Genomic DNA, 17,447 nt, shown 5'->3' on the forward strand with positions numbered 1-17,447 from the left:
TCGCGCCGTTCTTTGCAAGTTTGTCGGCCAACCGGTTTTTTTCTCTTGGAATATGAGTCAGCGAGAAGCGGCTGAAGCTGCGCGTCATGATCTTGGCCCTGTTCACATATTCCTGCAAATTACTGCTCCTAACTTTGTATAGCCCGCTAACTTGATTTGCCAGGAGGAGAGAATCCGTATACACATGGAGAGTTTCGACCATTGCATCCCGGGCTTTTTGAAGGGCACGGATAAGAGCTTCGTACTCAGCCATATTGTTCGTCATATATCCAAGATAGATACTTTCGCTACAAAGCTCCTGTCCGGCGCTGTTAAAGGCCACGATCCCAGCCCCTGATTCACCTGGATTTCCCGATGAGGCGCCGTCAATATATACATGCCATTCGATCATTCTTCGTCGATAAAGTAGAATATTCTGTTGCAACTTGGACACAATATCATCTGCCTGTTCTTCGTGACTTCAATGAAAAGCTGAGGCGGTATGTTCATGAAGCATCCCAGACATACTTCGTTCTTTACATTGACAACGGCAAGGCCGTCCCTCCTCTCCATAAGAGTGAGGAAGGTTGTCCTGAGGTTTTCATCTATTGCAGCGAGAAGCGTGTCTCGCGTCTTCTTGAGGTCAGCTACCACGGCGTCCACGGATTGGAGTTCGTCATTGAGTTTTTTTCTCTCCGTAGCAGTCTCCGCCTCCTTTTCCTTCAACTCCTTCTTGGCTGCCTCCACGTCCTTTTTTAATTCCTCAATTCTTTCCATGAGGACGAGGACTTCCTCTTCAGTCTTGTCATTGCCTTCCTTGGCTTCCTCTATTTCTTTGAGGAGAGCTTGATATTCCTTGTTTGTTTTGACCTCGTAGAGCTTAGATTCAAATTTCTTTACCTTATCTTTTTCGGTATCAATCTCCTTCTCTTTCTTTCGTCTATCCTTCTCGAGTTCCTCAACGACGCTGTTCCCTCTTGCAACCCTGTCCGCAAGTTCCTTTAGGGTTTCGTCCATTTCATGGATTTTCTTCGGGACCGACAATATCTTCTTTTCATTACTTATTATTTGAGTGCATATTTTTTGAGCTTCATAAATGGTTTTGAGTTGCTGCTCCAATTTGATCCCTCCATAAAATTTAAAAGGGGGGTGAACCTCAATGGATTCACCCCCCTCTTGACAAGTCAGCTTTTTTTATTGCAGTACCGCATATTCATAGTCTATTTTTTGGGCCCACCTGGCCTCGAACCAGGGGCCTACCGGTTATGAGCCGGTGGCTCTACCAACTGAGCTATGGGCCCTTTTGGGTGTTAGTCTACCCGATACCGAACATTTTGTCAATACCGTATCCAATTTTTTTCAGTAGTAATAAGGAGTTGCGGTTGCGTGGAAGAAACTGATGCTCCCTGTGGTATCGTCATGGTGTGCGGGAATTGCGGTCAGCACCGGCGAAAACATCGTCTGGCCTTCCCCGCAGTGATACTGAAAAACAGGACATCTTTGTAAATCTTGAAGAGGGATGCCTCGTCCACTGGGGTTTGTTAATATACCATTTATAAGGAGTATGCCATGGTGGGTCGCTATTACCGTATGTGCAAGGAGGGCCACATCGGAGTTCTTCCTAAAGAGAGACTGGTTTTTGCCAGTTCAAAAATGGACTCAATAAAGGCCAGATACCTTGCATACATATTTTTTTATTCTTATCTCCGCAAAATGGTTCTGCTGCCCGTCATCTCGGATGAAAGGTGGCAAAGAAGACGCACAACGCGCTGTTTGCAGCTGCGTCGTACTCGTTGATGCACCTGTGTGATGCTTCTTTCTATAAGTCTTCATGAAATCATTTCCGGAGGGTTGTATGGCTTTTATCAATCCGCCGATAAATTCCGTGTCATACCTAATCTATAATGGGTAATGGTTTCAAGCAGTTCGTCCTTGCTCTTGAAGTCCCAATGATGATCTCTGCGATAGTAGAATGTATCCCGTGTAATGAAAAGAATCAAATGTATCATAATTATACAGGAGAGTATGGATGGCTATGGAGGGAAGCTGTCCGTTTTCCTCATATTAGCGATAGGTTTATGACATGGTACGCATATTGCAACTATACGATATATTTCTACATGAAAAAGTGTAGAGACGGTGAGAGCAGCCCGTTGGTTTGTGCGCCGATCAACGGTGGACTTGGCAAAGAGTCCTAAGGCTGGTTATTAAACGGTCAGTTAATAGGTATAGCGATTGAGTCGACATAAGCAATTCTACGAGGTGTAGCCTTATGGTCAGTCAGAGCCAGACAAGGGTTCTCACGTGCATCCAGTGCGGAAAATGTACAGGAGGCTGTCCTGAATCAGGAAAGACCCCATTCAACATTCGTATGTTGGTTCGCAAGAGACAATTCAGGAACAAGGTGGAGGAATCTATCCCGTGGTATTGTACTTCGTGCGGTACGTGTACCATCAGGTGTCCGCGTGATGTAAAGCCCTCCGAAATGATAATCGAACTCAGGTCGGGGTTCGTCGAAGATGGGGAGATACCTGTGTCGATCCAGAAAGCGCTTGAAAACGCATTTGTCCAGAAGAACCCATGGGGTCGGTCGAGGGCCAAGAGAGGAACTTGGGCGGATAAGGTCGATATCGAAATCAAGCACGTAAGTGACACCGAATCCAAAAGGTTGCTCTTTACGTGCTGCATCCAGGCATACGACCCCAGATGTATGGTGATGCCTTCCAATGTTGCCCGAATCCTTCATAGAGGGGGGATTGAATTTGGTATTCTTGGCGAGGAAGAGGTTTGTTGTGGCAACGAGATACGCCGGATAGGAGAATCGGGTCTTTTTGAAGAGCTTCAGGAAGAGAATATCGCTGCGTTTCAGGAATATGGAGTAAAGGAAGTCATCACCCTCTCTCCCCACTGCATGAATACTCTGAAAAAGGAATATGGCGACATAGGTATTAAAGTTACCCATTATACGGAAGTGGTTGCCCGTTTGCTCGACGAAGGCGTTCTTGCGCCGAAAACGCCGTACAATAAGAAAGCGATCTATCACGACCCATGTTTTCTCGGGAAACAAAATGGCGTCTTTGATGAGCCGAGAAAGATTCTAGGTGCCTTAGAAGGTCTTGACCTCATGGAGTTTTCGAGGTCCCGAGACATGTCGCTTTGCTGCGAAGGCGGTGGCGGAAGAATGTTTTTTGAGGTGGAGACTGCGTACCAGAGGAATAGCGAGATAAGGGTATTGGAGGCTCAGGCCAAAGGAGCCGAAATTATTGTGACGAGCTGCCCGTTCTGTGTGATGACCCTTGAAGAACAAGCCATGGAAAAAGGACTTGCGGTGAAGGAAATATCCGAGATACTCATGGAGGTCTTATAAAATGAACTTATTAGTATTTACAAAAAGAGTGCCGGCCACTCAAGAGGAGGAAGTGCGCATCATTGACGAAGGTAGGGACGTCGATCTTTCCAAAGTGCCCTTCAAAGTGAACGACTGGGACAACTATGCAGTTGAGGAAGCTGTTCGGATTGCGGAAAAGACAGGCGGTAGCTTAACAGCTATCTCGATGGGAGGCGCCGAGTCGGACGAAGTTCTGAGGCGTGCCATCGCGATGGGCGCAAAAGACGGTTCTCTCGTTGAAATGGACAAGATTTTACATGACCCTCAGGCGCGGGCTGCCCTCGCGGGTAATTTCTTGAAAAAGGAGAACATACCTTTTGACGTGATTTTTACCGGTGTTCAGTCCGAAGACGATCAATTCGCCTCTGTGGGCGGCATTCTTGCCGCGAAACTGGGTATTCCCTATGCTTCGATGGTCGTAGGCATAGACGCCATCGAAAAAGATTTTGCGGTGGTAAGAAGGGAGCTTGAAGGCGGGTTGCAGGAACGGGTGGAGATAAAACTTCCTGCAGTTCTTTCCATACAAAGCGGAATCAACGAGCCGCGGTACGTATCCATCATGGGGATACGGAAAGCGTCCAAGGTGGAGCGCAAGGTCTTCAAGGCAAAGGAATATGAAGATGGCTTTACGAGTCTGATAGAGTTCGAAAAATGGGACTATCCGCCCCAAAAAGGGGGAGCAGTGATACTCTCCGGGGAACTTGACGCCGCGTGTCAGGAGTTGCTTGGGATTCTCAAGGAAAAGGGGGTGTATCAATGAGCTACTCACTGGTTGTATCCGAAGTAAGACATGGTATTTTTGAAGAGAGAAACCTTGATGCAGTCGGTTTTTGCAACCTCCTTCAAAAAGATATCTCCCTTATTTTGCCGGAAGGCGCTTACGACGTAAATGAAAAGCTGGCAAGTACCATGGTGAAAGTGAAGGTGCAAGAGGCGGAATATCTGAACCCCATGAATATGGTCAATGTGGTGAAGAAGGTCATGGATGAAAAAGGAAAACCAGAAGCGATAGTCTTTACTTCTTCATCTTCTGGGTCGGAACTTGCCTCTTACGTGGCTGGTTTCTTCAATCTGCCGCTTATTACGGATGTGAGCGGATTTGATAAGGAAAAAATGGTGTTCCACAAGAGCTACTATTCCGATAAGATTTTCGGGGAATTCAAGGCTGCCGGTCCGGGACCGTTCGTGATTACTGTCAGGAGCGGCAGCTTTAAGGAAAACGCCGTGGAAAAAACACAAGTGGCGGCTGAAGAATCTCTGGATGGGATCCAATTGACGGACAGCCGGACCTTTGTCGAATATGTGGAGGAAGAGAAAAGCGAGGTTGATATCACGAAGGCTGATTTTCTTATCTCCGTAGGCAGAGGTATAGGGAACAAGGATGAGATACCCGATTACATGGAGCTTGCCGACGCCATGAAAGGTGTGCTTTCGGGGTCAAGGCCGGTGATTGATAAACAGTGGCTGCCTAAGGCAAGACAGGTGGGCACATCGGGAAAAACGGTCAAACCCAAAGTCTACCTTGCCATGGGTATTAGCGGCGCGTTTCAGCACATTGCCGGCATGAAGGAATCTGATTGCATCATAGCCGTAAACAAAGACCCGGAAGCCCCTATCTTTCAATATGCTCACTATGGGATTATCGGAGATGTACATAAAGTACGCGACAAAATAAAAGATATCTTAAGAGGATGATTACCGAACAAGAAGAAACGGCAAAACAGGTTCTTGTGGTTGGTGGAGGGATAGGCGGCATAACCGCCGCCCTTGAGCTCGCATCATGCGGGGTCAACGTTACTATGCTTGAGGAAGGTCCTTCCATTGGCGGGAGGATGATCCAGCTGGACAAGACGTTTCCTACCCTGGACTGTTCCACCTGTACGCTTTCACCCAAGATGGTGGAAGTGGCGCTCCAGAAGAAGATTGAGCTCTTTTCGTGGGCCAAGCCGGTGGCGGTGAGAAAAGAAGGGAAAGGTTTTACCGTCACGATTATCAAGAAATCGCGTTACGTGGACATCAAGAAGTGTACCGCGTGCGGCAGTTGCTGGCCAGGATGCCCCGTTGTAATGAAAAGCGAGTTTAATATGGGGACAGGACCCAGGAAGGCGATCTACATTCCTTTCCCTCAGGCCATACCCAACAAGGCGAGCATCGATAAGCGTGAAGACCGCCCGTGCAAGGCTGCATGCGTGGATGCCTGCCCCATACATACTAACGTTCTAGGCTACGTGAAACATATCAGCGAGGGAAGGTTTAACGATGCTTATATGCTCATTAAGGATACAAATCCGTTTCCCTCGGTATGTGGCCGTGTCTGCTATGCGCCGTGTGAAATGGTCTGCAACAGAGGGCAGATGGATGACCCGCTGGCAATCCGCGACCTGAAACGGTTTGCGGTGGACAGGTTTGATCTCGAATCCTTGGAACCCTCCCAGGTACAGAAGACGGGCCGGAAGGTGGCTGTTATCGGCGCTGGACCGGCAGGGCTTGCCTGCGCTCACGACTGCGCCCAGGAAGGGCATGACGTAACTGTCTTTGAGGCCCTTCCGGAACCGGGCGGTATGTTGAGATACGCGATACCTGAATACAGGCTACCCAAGGCGGAGCTGAGCAAAGAAATAAGCTATATCGAAAAACTCGGAGTTACCATAAAATGCGGATTGGAGATTGGTAAAGATATTACTCTTGAGGATGTAAAAAATGAATACGAGGCCCTCTTCATCGGTACAGGTGCGCCGAAAGGATTACTTTTGGGAATTGAAGGCGAGGGCTTTTCGGGCGTGATCGACGGTATCAGATTCCTGAGAGCCGTCAACAGTGGAGAGGCTGTCTCTACAGGAAACAATGTTGTTGTCGTTGGCGGGGGCAATACCGCAGTGGATTGTGCCAGGACGGCGAAGAGGGTGGGCGGCGAGCCCGTAACGCTCATATACCGCCGTACCAGGGACGAGATGCCCGCCGCAGACGAAGAAATCGAAGCTTTGTTGCACGAGGGAGTGGAAATCAAGTTCCTGACCGCACCGGTCCGTTTTCTTGATGAAAACGGCAGACTCTCAAGCATTGAGTGTATTCGTATGGAACTGGGAGACGCAGACGAGAGCGGCAGGAGACGCCCTGTACCGGTAAAAGGCTCCGAATTTACGTTGTCCGTCGATACGGTTATTACCGCCCTCGGACAGGCAACGCAGGTTTCGTTTGTGGGGAGCATAGGGATCTCCATAGGCAGGAACGAGACCATTATAGTCGATCCGGCAACAGGTGCCACCAATATGGAAAGTATCTTCGCCGGCGGCGATGTGACCACCGGACCGGCCTACGTGGTTGATGCCATAGCGGCAGGAAAAAAGGCTGCCCGTTCTATAAGCAAATATCTGAAAGGGGAACCGGTTACTGCAGATAATGAGAGAAAGAAACCGGAGAAATTATCTGGGGATGAGCTGGACGCTGTGTCAAAAAGATTTGCCGAGGCGCATCGGCTGCCCATGCCTGAAGAGGCGGAGGATACTCGAATAGCCGATTTTCGGGAAGTGACCCTTGGATATACGCAAGAAGACGCAATGAAGGAAGCGTCCCGGTGTCTTGCCGGACAGATTGAGGGATGTATTCAGTGCGGGGAGTGCGAGAAGCGGTGTGAGGTGAAAGCCGTCGATTATCAGCTGAAAGACGAGATTGTGGAATTGCAGTTCGACAGTATTCTTCTCGCTCCAGGCTTTGACCTTTACGATCCCACGGAAAAGAAAGAGTATGGTTATGGTGTCCTGGAAGGGGTTATGACGGGTATAGAATTTGAGAGGGTCTGCTCTGTCACGGGACCGACGGGCGGTGACATACAACTGAAAGGGGTGACCCCGAAACGATTCTATTTTATACAGTGCGTCGGTTCCAGAGACAGGCAAAGCGGCGCCCGGTTCTGTTCCCGGGTGTGCTGCATGTATACGGCAAAGCATGCGAGTATCGTAAAAGACAGGATAGTGGGAGCCGAGATATACGTTTCCTATATTGATGTAAGGGCATACGGCAAGAATTACGAAGAGTTTTATAAAAGTACACAGGAAAGCGGTACGTACTATATACGGGGGATCCCCGGAGAGATCGTGCAGGGGGAAAAAGGTCTTCTGGTTCGCGTGGAAGACATGTTAAGCGGGGAGATGATTGAGGTGGAGGTGGACCTCGTAGTTCTCGCAACCGGAGTGAGGCCGCGGAAACAGACCGCGGAGCTCTGCGACATCATGTCTGTGGAGCGGGATGAATACGGTTTCATCAAGGTGAGCCCGATTGCTCCTTCGGAGACGAACGTGGAAGGGATATTTGTGTGTGGTATGGCCTCCGGGCCTAAGGATGTCCCTGATACCGTTGCATCCGGCGGTGAAGCGGCATCGAGGTGCATGGAGTATATGAGCAAATGATGAGTCCTCAGAGGGCCGATGATTTTCAAGGAACCGTAAATCCGCGAGCAACAATAGACATCATGGGATTTATAGCGTCCTTAAAGGGAAAATTAACGTGAAGACCGGCATATTTATCTGTCATTGCGGACATAATATCAAGCATACCGTGGATGTGAAAAAGGTAAGCGAATATTTCAAACGATTCCCCGGCGTCGTTGTCTCGGATGACTACCCGTTCGTCTGTTCAGAGCCGGGCCAAGATATGATCCAGGAAGCGATCAGGAAACATTGTCTCGACAGGGTGATTATCGCCTCCTGTACACCTTCTCTGCATGAGGAGTTGTTCAAGGATGTCCTAAAGAAAGCGGACTTAAATCCGTTCCTTCTTAGGAGAGTGGGAATCAGGGAACACTGCTCCTGGGTAGGGGATGATCCGGAGTTGAATACCGGCAAAGCGATAAGGCTTATAAAAGCGGGGCTTTACGCATCAGCCCACTATGTGCCTCTCGAAGAAAAGCGCGTCGATGTGGTGAAGTCGGGTCTGATTGTCGGCGGGGGAGTTTCGGGTCTGAGCGCGGCGCTCTTTCTCTCGAAAATGGGTATGCATGTCTATCTTGTGGAGAAGGATGCCGAGCTTGGCGGTCATGTCAGGCTTCTTAAAGATGTATGGCCCGCCAGAGAAGACGGCAGCGCCATTGTGAGTAGAATGGTAAATGAGCTTCAGACAAGAGAGAATGTGGAGATCTTTACCTCGACCACGATCACTGAATTTGAGGGTTTTTTCGGGAACTATCAGGCAACGCTTAATACATCTTCGGGTGAGAAAAAGGTTACGGCGGGCGGAGTGGTGGTGGCCATCGGATTCACCCCCTTTGACCCCAGGCTCAAACCTGAGCTGAATTACGGCAATGACAATAGAATTATGACGACCCTTGAGTTTGAATCCAGGAAAGATAGTCTGGCCCTCCCGGAGAACCCTAGGGTCGCCGTGCTTCACTGTGTCGGTTCTAGGGATGAGCAGGCAGGAAGACCTTACTGCTCCAGGGTCTGTTGCATAAATGCGCTTCGAGTAGGAGATGCGGTAAAGGACAGATACAAAGATTCATACGTGGAATCCTTCTATATGGATGTCCGTGCCCATCCGAAGGGTGGGGAGGAATTCTTTGAAGATACTCAGGAAAAGGGCGTGCTTTTTACCAGGAGCAACATTTCAGAGATAAATCTTGGTCCTGGTGGAGTGATCCTCAGAGGTGAGGATACACTCTTTGGGGAGCCCTTCGAAAGGGAATTTGATCTCGCAGTGTTCTCCATAGGTATGTCGCCCCCGGTGGACAGTAAGCGTATCTCGTCGCTTCTCAAAATTACCCTTGACAAGGATAAATTCTTTCTCGAAGCCCATATCAAACTTCGACCATTTGATACGGCGGTAAAGGGGATCTTTATCGCGGGTTCCTGCTCAGGACCGAAAGATGTGGAAGAGTCGATAAATCATGGCAGGGCATCGGCGCTCAAACTGTACGGATTTCTGAACCTAGGTTATGCGTTCGTCGATCCATTTATTTCCTGGGTTGACCCCAAGCGGTGCAGTGGCTGCAGGATGTGCGAAAAGGCGTGCGTGGCCAAGGCTATAAGGTTTGATGAGGAGAAGCGGATAGTGCATGTGGAGGAGGCGGCCTGCATGGGCTGCGGACTCTGCAACAGCACATGTCCGTCCTCCGCAGTCAACTTGAAGGGGCATATGGATAGCTATATTGATGATGAAATAGGCGCCCTTATGGAGGTAATGTGAAAATAACAGCCACCATGGAATATACACCGGTCATCACTGCGGTTTTTGAGCGGTTTCTGGCGACTGGGTACACGGCTGAAGCGTTGGAGGGAAGATGCTGGAAGGCAGAAACGCGAAAAACCCGGAGATCATAGGCTTTGCCTGTTCTTATTGTACATTCAAGGCTTCTGAAATGGCAGGAAGCTTGAGGATGAAATATCCTGACGGAGTAAAGCTCGTGCAGGTCCCCTGCTCAAGCAGGGTGGATCCCGCCTTTGTAATTAAGGCCGTCTTTGAAGGGGCGGACGGCGTGTTTGTTGCCGGATGCCATCCCGGTGACTGCCATTTCATCAAAGGGAATTATTTTACGCGGAGGAAAGTGGCAGCCCTCAAAGAGATGTTCGATACCTTCTCAATTAAAGATAAACTCCATCTCTTCTGGGTAAGTGCTGCCGAAGGTCGGCGTTTTGTGGAGAAAGTTTCCGGAATGTATAATGAGATAAAGGAAAAGAAGAATGCAGGGAAAACAAATTAAGATCGACACCATCAAAGATGCCCTCAACGAGTTTCTGAAAGATGAGCAGCATCTAGTGCTTGGTTTTGAAACAAGTAAAGACGGTGTACGCCACAGGATATTCAAGAGCAGCCTTGAACATTTTTCACTCCTGAACCCCTTTTTCGATGTCAACGGGGCGTTGTACCTGCGCCGGTTGTTCTCCAGGGGATCGCAGATAATCCTCTTGCTCAGGCCCTGCGAAATAAGGGCGTATAGTGAATTGGTCAAGCTTAACCAGATTGAACGTGAAGGTATCACTGCCGTGTCCATTGATTGTTTCGGTGCTGTATCCGCTAAGGATGGAGAGAATGAAACGTTGGCCGATGTGGATCAGCCGAAAGATTACTTCAAAGATACTGAAAAAATGCGCTGGACCTGCCTGGTATGCAGGGAAAGAAGGGGAGTTGTGGGTGATGCCGGCATCAGGATAGGTAAAGACGGTACAATCTGGGTATTTCCTTACACAGGGAAGGGAGAGAATTTTCTCTCACTTCTAAGCGGTGAACTGCAGGAGGCGGTGGAAATGGCCATAGTGGAGCACGCGAAACCGGAAAAATTTGCGACGGATATGACCGAATTTGCTAAAGACATCTCGAAGTGTATCCTTTGCCGGAATTGCAAGGCAATGTGCCCGGTCTGCTACTGTATTGACTGTGTCTTCAATGGGGACGAGTATCTTCCCAAAGGGGACGCGCTCCTGAACAAGGTTTTCAGGACAGGTTCTACGGATATGCCCCCGGGAAAAGAACTTTTTCATATGATCAGGATGTACCATGTGTCACAGGTCTGCGTCGGTTGCGGTTCCTGTGAAGAAGCCTGCCCTCAGGGAATCTCCCTGACAAAGTATTTCAAAGGTGTGTCCGAAAGACTTCAAGGCATGTTTTCTTACATGTCGGGCCGTAGTTTTGATGAAGATATACCGTACCTCACATTTCTTGAGGATGAGCTGAAAGATGCAGAAGATTGATAAAACCATAGAACTTGCAGGGCACAGAAAAGAAGACCTCTCGGTATGTCTCGGGTGTAAGATTTGTGCCTCCGTATGCACGGTCAACGACCTCGGTATAGACACGAACCCTCAGGAACTGCTAGCACGTCTGTTTCTCGGGCAGGAAGTGGACAGGGATGTTCCCCTTATACGCTACTGCACGAGTTGCTACCGTTGCACTGGTGCCTGTCCGTGGAAGATCAGGATTCCGGAATTGGTAAGAGCTCTGAGAGAATCTCTCGATATGGCATCGCCGTTTGAAAAGGCGTTTAAAGGGTCCTTGAGGATATGGGGCAGAGTCTATGAGCCCTATGTCTTCCTTATGTCCGTGCCCTTTTTGCTCAAAGAAGGCTACATGAGGCATATGGTAAAGTGGACGGAGTATATGAGTATCCATTTACCTCATAAAGTAAAACGTTTGAATGTTTCAGACGGCGAAAAAGGCAGGTCGTAATGGACTACGGATATTATCCAGGCTGTTCTTTGACCGGTTCGGCCCGAAAGCTTGATAGAGGCGTGAAGAAAGTAATGAAGAAACTGGGCCACACGCTTGCCGAGATTCCTGACTGGAATTGTTGCGGTGCTTTGGAGTACGGAGACCGGAACGAGCTTATCGCCCTCTCAAGAGAGAATCTGAAGAAGGCGGAACCCATGTGCAGAGAGATCGTGGCGCCGTGTCCGGCATGCTACAAAAACCTCAGAGATGCCGATTCCGATGGTATGTTTAAAATACTTAACCCTCTCGAGTTTCTTGAAAAGAAGGTTTTGGAGACGATTAAGACAAAACGGGACCTGAAAGGGAAGGTTTTTACGCCTTATTACGGTTGTGTCCTTCTGCGGCCTGAAGGAACCGCAATAAAAAACAAGAGCGTTATGGAGGAGTTGATTATCTTATTTGGCGGCGAACTCGCAGGAGAGAAGATCAAAGACCGATGCTGCGGAGGAAATCAATTTTTTGCCAACAAATGGGCTACAGAAAAACTTTCCACCCTGATCACAGAGAAATCAAAAGGGACCATAGTAGTGCTTTGTCCCCTGTGCCACATGGCCTTGAACACTTTCTCGACGGGCAGGAAAATTATCTATCTCACGGACCTCGTGCTTTATATCATGGGAGAGAATAACGTCTTATGAATGTACTCATAATAGGCGGCGGTATTAGCGGAATATCCGCTGCGAAGGTTGCCTTGAAAGAAGGCCACAAAGTCACGGTCATTGAATCAACCTCTGAGGTTGGAGGGCTTATGGCGCGGATCGCGAACTGCAGGGTCGGATTCAAGACGTTTTTCGATGAGATAAAGGAAAATAAGGGTCTCACGGTAATTACGGAAGGTGTAATTTCGTCGGTCGAGAGGAAAGATGGGGTCTTTTCTGTAGCGCTTGAAAACGGCGAGCTCTTGAGCGCGGACAAGGTGATCATTGCAACTGGCCTTACTCCTTACAACCCCGTGGAGTATAAAGGAAAGAGGGTCCTGACGAGTCTTGAGTATGATAAAATTATTGACCAGCGCGTAGGTGACCTGCCCGCCGATTTTAACAGGGTTGCATTCGTTCTCTGTGTCGGTTCGCGTTGCGAGGAATACCCCCTCTGTTCGTCTGTCTGCTGTTCGTATACCATTCGTGAGATTAAGTGGACTCTCCAGCGGGCAAAACCGGAAATAAAAGTCTTTTATAACGACATTCGATTTTTTGGCCAGGAATTTTACCTCGAAAAACTTTACAGGGATGCGGGTGTCGCCTTTGTGAGAGCCAGTTCGCGGTATTTCGATGAAGATGAAACGGGCGTCACCATGAGATATTACTCGGGTGGCGAGCTTAAGGAGGAACGGTTTGAGTATGTGGTCCTTGCCATCGGGCTTCGCCCTAACCCTGAACTTCAGCGCCTGAGCCGACTGTTCGGTTTTTCCTTGAATGAGTCCGGGTTTGTGAAAGAGGCTGAACCGTTGACTACTGATGTGGAAGGCATTTACGCCTCCGGAGGAGCTCTCGAACCCATAAATATAAAAGATTCAATCCTTACCGGGTTCGGTGCGGGAATACTGGCCCTTAGAGGCCGGGACTTTCCGGTTGACGTGATTCAAAATCAGGACAAGCTCTATAAAGAAGAGGAACCAGAAATCACCATACCTGAGAACGGCTCTTCGTATCTCTTTTACATAGGGACCGAGGATACTGGGTCCGCAGTGTTCTATGAATATATCTCGTCCAGATTTATCTCTCTGGCACGCGGTCTTAAGAAAGAAGGAAAGACTGTATATGTGGTGACACGAAACATGGTTGCTCCGTCATATGCGGAGCTTGCCTACGAAAAGGCGAGGCGAGAAGGCGTAGTGTTTATCCATCTTGAAGAAGGGGATAGCGTTGGCTTCGGCCATGGTGAGGCGTGGTTCTCGGGTCCGGCGAGAGTGTTTACGCTGACGGTGGATACGGTGGTCAGGTTTGAGGATTATGCGGCTCTTTTTAAAGACAGGGAATTTTTATCACTGTACAGGTCCGAGCCACAGCTTAGGTGGTCGCCGACAAAATGGGCCCGAAAGAAGTACCATGTGGGCTTCATCAGGCATCCGAGAGGAGAGAGGTGGGAGGCAAGAGAGATACTTGGAGCGCTCGGCGAGATACTTCTTGACTCCGAAGAGGACAGGGCTTTGCCGCACGTTAACGAAGAGCGGTGCAGTGGCTGCGGCTCGTGTAAGGATGCATGTCCCCACAGTGCGATTGAGCTTCAAATAATGGAAACGAGCATTGCCGTGTTCGGACCCCATGCGGTTTCCGGTGTCCCGATCGCCCACGTAAAGGAAGATACCTGCGTGGGATGCGGGCTTTGCGCATCCACGTGCCCGTCGGACGTGATCAGCTATCCGGAAACAGTGTGACCGGGCTATTCCTGCCTCACGCGTAAGGATGTTTGCTCGTATCCCACTTCATGATGGCTAATAGCAATCATATGTCTTGTTGGCAGACGAGCGTAAAGACACATGGTGGCAAGAATTCAGGACAAAGCAGAAGTGGAAAGGATGGATGAACTCCCTCTTTTTGCAATTAGGTTTGTTCATCTTGAGGCTGGCCATACGGAGGCTGAGCGGGCTTTTCAAGGCAGGAACGCGCAACACCATGCCCTCTTCGACTCGGTAAACGATGCTGTCTTTTTCATGGATAACGACAGGATTATGGATTGCGACGGAAGGGTGCTTGATATGTTTGAATGCACGAGAGAACAGATCATAGGGCAGTTCCCGAGAATATTCACCTTTCCCTTGTTGCGGAACAGCAAAGATTCCGGGGGAACAAAAGGGAGTGGGCCGGTGGGACCTACCGTTACGTTCCAGCAATGTATAGAGTACAAACTTTCGAGATATGATGGCGGTCTTTTTGATGCAGAATTAAGTTTTGATCTGTTGAATCTAATAGAAAAGGTTGTCTTTCAGACTATTGAGATGGAGATCACCGGCTTCAAGAGAGTGGAGCAACCTCTGAGAGTCGAAAGCAGGTTCTGTGTCTTGACGAAAAGATATGGGCCGGCATTTGCCTAGGACAAGACGGTCTATTAAAAATGGTATCAATGCTCATTGGAGTACCGATTGTCATCATATAGATTTTCCAGAAAATTATTTGGAGGTAATGGATGGAGCTTACAGTTGAGCAACGAGACATTGTAAAGGCAGCGCGGGAGTTCGCAGAGAAAGAGTTCAAGGACCGGGCAAAAGAATTTGATGAAAAAGAAGAGTTTGATTTGTCCATAGCGAGGCGGGCGTGTGAAAACGGTTTTGTTGGAACTTTCATCCAAGAAGAATACGGAGGGGCCGGACTAGGTTTTCTCGAGCACTCCCTTATAACCGAACAGTTATGGCGTGTTGATCCTGGCTGTGGCCAGGCCGTAAATTCTTGGAGCTTTGGTTCGGAAATGGTGCAGTCTTTTGGCACTGAGGAACAGAAAAAGAAGTATCTGACAAAGATCCCCACAGGCGAGAAGATGATTGCTTTTGCCATAACCGAGCCTGACGCTGGCAGCGATGTGACCGGGCTCAAAACGAGAGCGGAGAGAAAAGGTGATAAATATCTCATCAACGGGTCAAAAATGTTTATCACCAACGGAAGCCTTGCCGACTGGATGCTCGTTTACTGCATTACCCATCCAGAAGAGAAAGACCTGCATAATAGGTCAAGCATTATCCTCATGGATACGTCTACTCCCGGATATGAAGCAACCAAACTGCGCGGAAAGATGGGAATACGGGCGTCAAACACCGCAGAACTGAATCTCAGCAACTGCGAGGTGCCGGTGGAGAACCTCATAGGGCAGGAAAAACGGGGGTTCTACCAACTTATGGATTTTTTTAACAAGACACGAAACCACGTGGCCGCCCAAGGCGTCGGCTTGGCCCAGGGAGCCCTCGAAATGGCCATATCTCACGTGAAGAAGAGAAAGGCTTTCGGGACAACTCTCTCTAAACTCCAGGGAGTCCAATTCAAGCTTGCCGAGATGGCTACAAGAGTTGAAGCGGCGAGATCGCTTTACTACAGGGCTGCTTGGCTTCTTGACCATGGTAAGCTTGACCCAGCTCTCGTTTCCATGGCCAAATGGTTTGCGGGAGAGACGGCGGTCTATGTGGCGAATGAGGCCCTCCAACTCCACGGTGGCTACGGTTATATCGCTGAGTATGATATACAGAGGTTTTACAGGGATGCAAAGATTATTGAAATCTATGAAGGTTCCAAAGAAGTCGAAAAAGCAGTCATCGCCAACGAACTGCTGAAGAAAGTGTTTTAAAGACAGGAAATCGGTAGAGCTATCGTGAATCCGGAAGGCATGCCTTTTTTACGGGTGGCATGTGGTGATTCCTTTGGATACACTTGTCATCATTCTATACAATTAATACTGGATCTGAAGTGAATGGTCTCTTGCGGATGCTCCATTCAATTACTGTATTTGCGGCATATATTTTAAGAGATAAAGAAGCCGAAGAAAACGGCATTCAATTTGCTTCAAACCGTATTTATAAGCAGTTGCCAGCGGAATGACAGTGTTTGAAAACTCTGTCGACTGATGTGAGAGCGGACCGTGGATATACGATTGACGAGGAAGACTCACAAGCACAAGTATGGCAGCCAGCAAGGGAGATCAACATTACAATGGGCCGGCCAGATGAGTCGGCAGAGTGTTTATGCTCCGTATGCGGTGGCTGACAGGGTAACTATACTAAAGACAATCATACTACATAATTAAAAGGAGGTGATTTCGTTCAGGGGAAAAGAAAATACTAATATTCTGTATATTGAAATTAAAAAGATTGGTATTTGACATATTGAAGTTTTATCAAAACCAAAACGCAAGGGAGGGTTTATGAAGGTATCAGCTTGGATAGGCCGATGTTTCGTTGCAGCATTGCTTTTAGTCGTTTTTCTGGTGCCGTCCCGGAGTATAGCCGCAGAAAAAGTAATTACATTGAAGGTGTCCAACTGGTTTCCGATTACCCATAAGCAGAGTATCCTTCTTGATGAGTGGGGGAAAGAAGTAGAGAAGAAGACCAACGGCAAGTTGAAGGTCAACTATTATCCAGCAGGCACTCTTGTGCCAACTGCTCAGAGCTATGATGCAGTGACTAAAGGAATTACCGATGTGGGCAACCATGTGCTTGGATATACAGTGGGGAAGTTCCCTCTCACTGAAATTGTTGACCTCCCCCTCGGATACCCGAACAATACAGTCCCGACAAGACTCGCGAACGCTTTCTACAACAAATTTAAACCAAAAGAGTTCGATGAAGTGAAGATTCTCTGGTTCCACGCTCAAGCCCCTGGAATAGTCCACACGAAAGATAAATCGGTGACGAAGCTGGAGGATTTGAAAGGCTTGAAGATGAGGACTTACGGATCGAATGCGCAATTCATGGGACTTCTCGGCGGGACGCCGGTCGCAATGCCTATGACAGATGTATATGATGCCCTGTCAAGGGGTGTTGCCGATGGCCTGATGTGCCCATACGAGGCGCTGGAAGGATTTAGGATCGGAGAACAGGTGAAATACCATATTGAGAACTATGACACCTCCTACAGCGCCACTTTTGTAGTCGCCATGAACAAGAAGAAATGGAATTCCCTTCCCCCTGATGTTCAGAAAGTGATCGATGAAATGAGTGTTGAATATATTGAGAAATTTGCCGCCATGTGGGACGAGATTCAAAAGAGTGGGAAGGAGTATTGCATCAAGAGAGGGAGCAAGGTCATTACCCTTGACAAAGCCGAACAAGCCAAGTGGGTGGCCAAGGCGGAGCCCCTGTTTGAAGATTATGCGAAGAGAATGAAGGCGAAGGGACTACCTGGCGACGAAGCATTGAAATTCGTACGTGACTATTTGAAACCATACAAAAAATAGTGAGAGA

At 48.6% G+C, this 17,447-nt stretch carries 14 protein-coding genes, 1 tRNA gene and 1 pseudogene; 13 read left to right on the top strand and 3 right to left on the bottom strand.

Going from position 1 to position 17,447, the window contains the following annotated elements; translation table 11 throughout:
• Position 1 precedes the first annotated feature (1 nt).
• The 3 genes and pseudogenes from LBQ00_00670 to LBQ00_00680 form a co-directional block, all read right to left on the bottom strand.
• Positions 2-391: pseudogene (locus tag LBQ00_00670) on the bottom strand (ribonuclease HI family protein).
• Positions 388-1,098 (bottom strand): C4-type zinc ribbon domain-containing protein, encoded by a 711-nt coding sequence (locus tag LBQ00_00675; GenBank protein ID MDR2017396.1) that lies wholly within the window; start codon positions 1,096-1,098, stop codon positions 388-390. Before LBQ00_00675 ends, LBQ00_00670 begins: the two are co-directional and overlap by 4 nt.
• Before the next feature lie 109 nt (positions 1,099-1,207).
• Positions 1,208-1,280, bottom strand: a tRNA-Ile gene (locus LBQ00_00680).
• Positions 1,281-2,251: 971 nt separating this feature from the next.
• On the opposite strand from LBQ00_00680, the gene LBQ00_00685 reads away from it, so the two are divergent.
• The 13 genes from LBQ00_00685 to LBQ00_00745 all read left to right on the top strand — a co-directional run bounded on the left by LBQ00_00685 (position 2,252) and on the right by LBQ00_00745 (position 17,440).
• Complete coding sequence (locus tag LBQ00_00685; protein MDR2017397.1) at positions 2,252-3,346, top strand: (Fe-S)-binding protein; 1,095 nt, start codon at positions 2,252-2,254, stop codon at positions 3,344-3,346.
• A gap of 1 nt (position 3,347) precedes the next feature.
• Positions 3,348-4,127, top strand: coding sequence for an electron transfer flavoprotein subunit beta/FixA family protein (locus LBQ00_00690; protein MDR2017398.1), 780 nt, complete (start codon positions 3,348-3,350; stop codon positions 4,125-4,127).
• Entirely contained in the window at positions 4,124-5,062 is a 939-nt protein-coding gene (locus LBQ00_00695) for an electron transfer flavoprotein subunit alpha/FixB family protein (protein ID MDR2017399.1), read from the top strand. Before LBQ00_00690 ends, LBQ00_00695 begins: the two co-directional genes overlap by 4 nt.
• Positions 5,059-7,773, top strand: a complete 2,715-nt coding sequence (locus tag LBQ00_00700) for an FAD-dependent oxidoreductase (GenBank protein ID MDR2017400.1) — start codon at positions 5,059-5,061, stop codon at positions 7,771-7,773. The genes LBQ00_00695 and LBQ00_00700 overlap by 4 nt, the downstream gene beginning before the upstream one ends.
• A gap of 97 nt (positions 7,774-7,870) precedes the next feature.
• Positions 7,871-9,544 (top strand): CoB--CoM heterodisulfide reductase iron-sulfur subunit A family protein, encoded by a 1,674-nt coding sequence (locus tag LBQ00_00705; protein MDR2017401.1) that lies wholly within the window; start codon positions 7,871-7,873, stop codon positions 9,542-9,544.
• A gap of 94 nt (positions 9,545-9,638) precedes the next feature.
• Positions 9,639-10,058 (top strand): hydrogenase iron-sulfur subunit, encoded by a 420-nt coding sequence (locus tag LBQ00_00710; GenBank protein MDR2017402.1) that lies wholly within the window; start codon positions 9,639-9,641, stop codon positions 10,056-10,058.
• Complete coding sequence (locus LBQ00_00715) at positions 10,039-11,046, top strand: 4Fe-4S binding protein (protein ID MDR2017403.1); 1,008 nt, start codon at positions 10,039-10,041, stop codon at positions 11,044-11,046. The genes LBQ00_00710 and LBQ00_00715 overlap by 20 nt, the downstream gene beginning before the upstream one ends.
• On the top strand, positions 11,033-11,521 hold the full coding sequence (locus LBQ00_00720; GenBank protein MDR2017404.1) for a 4Fe-4S dicluster domain-containing protein: 489 nt from the start codon (positions 11,033-11,035) through the stop codon (positions 11,519-11,521). Before LBQ00_00715 ends, LBQ00_00720 begins: the two co-directional genes overlap by 14 nt.
• Positions 11,521-12,201 carry a hypothetical protein gene (locus LBQ00_00725; protein MDR2017405.1) on the top strand — a complete coding sequence of 227 codons (681 nt, stop codon included), beginning with the start codon at positions 11,521-11,523 and terminating at the stop codon, positions 12,199-12,201. Before LBQ00_00720 ends, LBQ00_00725 begins: the two co-directional genes overlap by 1 nt.
• The gene (locus tag LBQ00_00730; GenBank protein ID MDR2017406.1) at positions 12,198-13,940 is read left to right on the top strand and encodes an FAD-dependent oxidoreductase; all 1,743 of its coding nucleotides are present in this window, start codon (positions 12,198-12,200) and stop codon (positions 13,938-13,940) included. The genes LBQ00_00725 and LBQ00_00730 overlap by 4 nt, the downstream gene beginning before the upstream one ends.
• A 102-nt stretch (positions 13,941-14,042) precedes the next feature.
• On the top strand, positions 14,043-14,597 hold the full coding sequence (locus LBQ00_00735; GenBank protein MDR2017407.1) for a PAS domain-containing protein: 555 nt from the start codon (positions 14,043-14,045) through the stop codon (positions 14,595-14,597).
• Between the two features lie 92 nt (positions 14,598-14,689).
• Positions 14,690-15,835 carry an acyl-CoA dehydrogenase family protein gene (locus tag LBQ00_00740; protein ID MDR2017408.1) on the top strand — a complete coding sequence of 382 codons (1,146 nt, stop codon included), beginning with the start codon at positions 14,690-14,692 and terminating at the stop codon, positions 15,833-15,835.
• A gap of 573 nt (positions 15,836-16,408) precedes the next feature.
• A complete protein-coding gene (locus LBQ00_00745; GenBank protein ID MDR2017409.1) occupies positions 16,409-17,440 on the top strand; it encodes a TRAP transporter substrate-binding protein in 1,032 nt (343 codons plus the stop codon).
• Positions 17,441-17,447: the final 7 nt, after the last annotated feature.

The organism is Syntrophobacterales bacterium (assembly GCA_031274925.1).
Lineage (GTDB): Bacteria > Desulfobacterota > Syntrophorhabdia > Syntrophorhabdales > Syntrophorhabdaceae > PNOM01.

Bases quoted from the DNA above. Each gene is read 5' to 3' on its own strand.
- LBQ00_00685 (MDR2017397.1), top strand. From the start codon at position 2,252: ATGGTCAGTCAGAGCCAGACAAGGGTTCTCACGTGCATCCAGTGCGGA.
- LBQ00_00690 (MDR2017398.1), top strand. From the start codon at position 3,348: ATGAACTTATTAGTATTTACAAAAAGAGTGCCGGCCACTCAAGAGGAG.
- LBQ00_00695 (MDR2017399.1), top strand. From the start codon at position 4,124: ATGAGCTACTCACTGGTTGTATCCGAAGTAAGACATGGTATTTTTGAA.
- LBQ00_00700 (MDR2017400.1), top strand. From the start codon at position 5,059: ATGATTACCGAACAAGAAGAAACGGCAAAACAGGTTCTTGTGGTTGGT.
- LBQ00_00710 (MDR2017402.1), top strand. From the start codon at position 9,639: ATGCTGGAAGGCAGAAACGCGAAAAACCCGGAGATCATAGGCTTTGCC.
- LBQ00_00715 (MDR2017403.1), top strand. From the start codon at position 10,039: ATGCAGGGAAAACAAATTAAGATCGACACCATCAAAGATGCCCTCAAC.
- LBQ00_00720 (MDR2017404.1), top strand. From the start codon at position 11,033: ATGCAGAAGATTGATAAAACCATAGAACTTGCAGGGCACAGAAAAGAA.
- LBQ00_00725 (MDR2017405.1), top strand. From the start codon at position 11,521: ATGGACTACGGATATTATCCAGGCTGTTCTTTGACCGGTTCGGCCCGA.
- LBQ00_00730 (MDR2017406.1), top strand. From the start codon at position 12,198: ATGAATGTACTCATAATAGGCGGCGGTATTAGCGGAATATCCGCTGCG.
- LBQ00_00735 (MDR2017407.1), top strand. From the start codon at position 14,043: ATGGTGGCAAGAATTCAGGACAAAGCAGAAGTGGAAAGGATGGATGAA.
- LBQ00_00740 (MDR2017408.1), top strand. From the start codon at position 14,690: ATGGAGCTTACAGTTGAGCAACGAGACATTGTAAAGGCAGCGCGGGAG.
- LBQ00_00745 (MDR2017409.1), top strand. From the start codon at position 16,409: ATGAAGGTATCAGCTTGGATAGGCCGATGTTTCGTTGCAGCATTGCTT.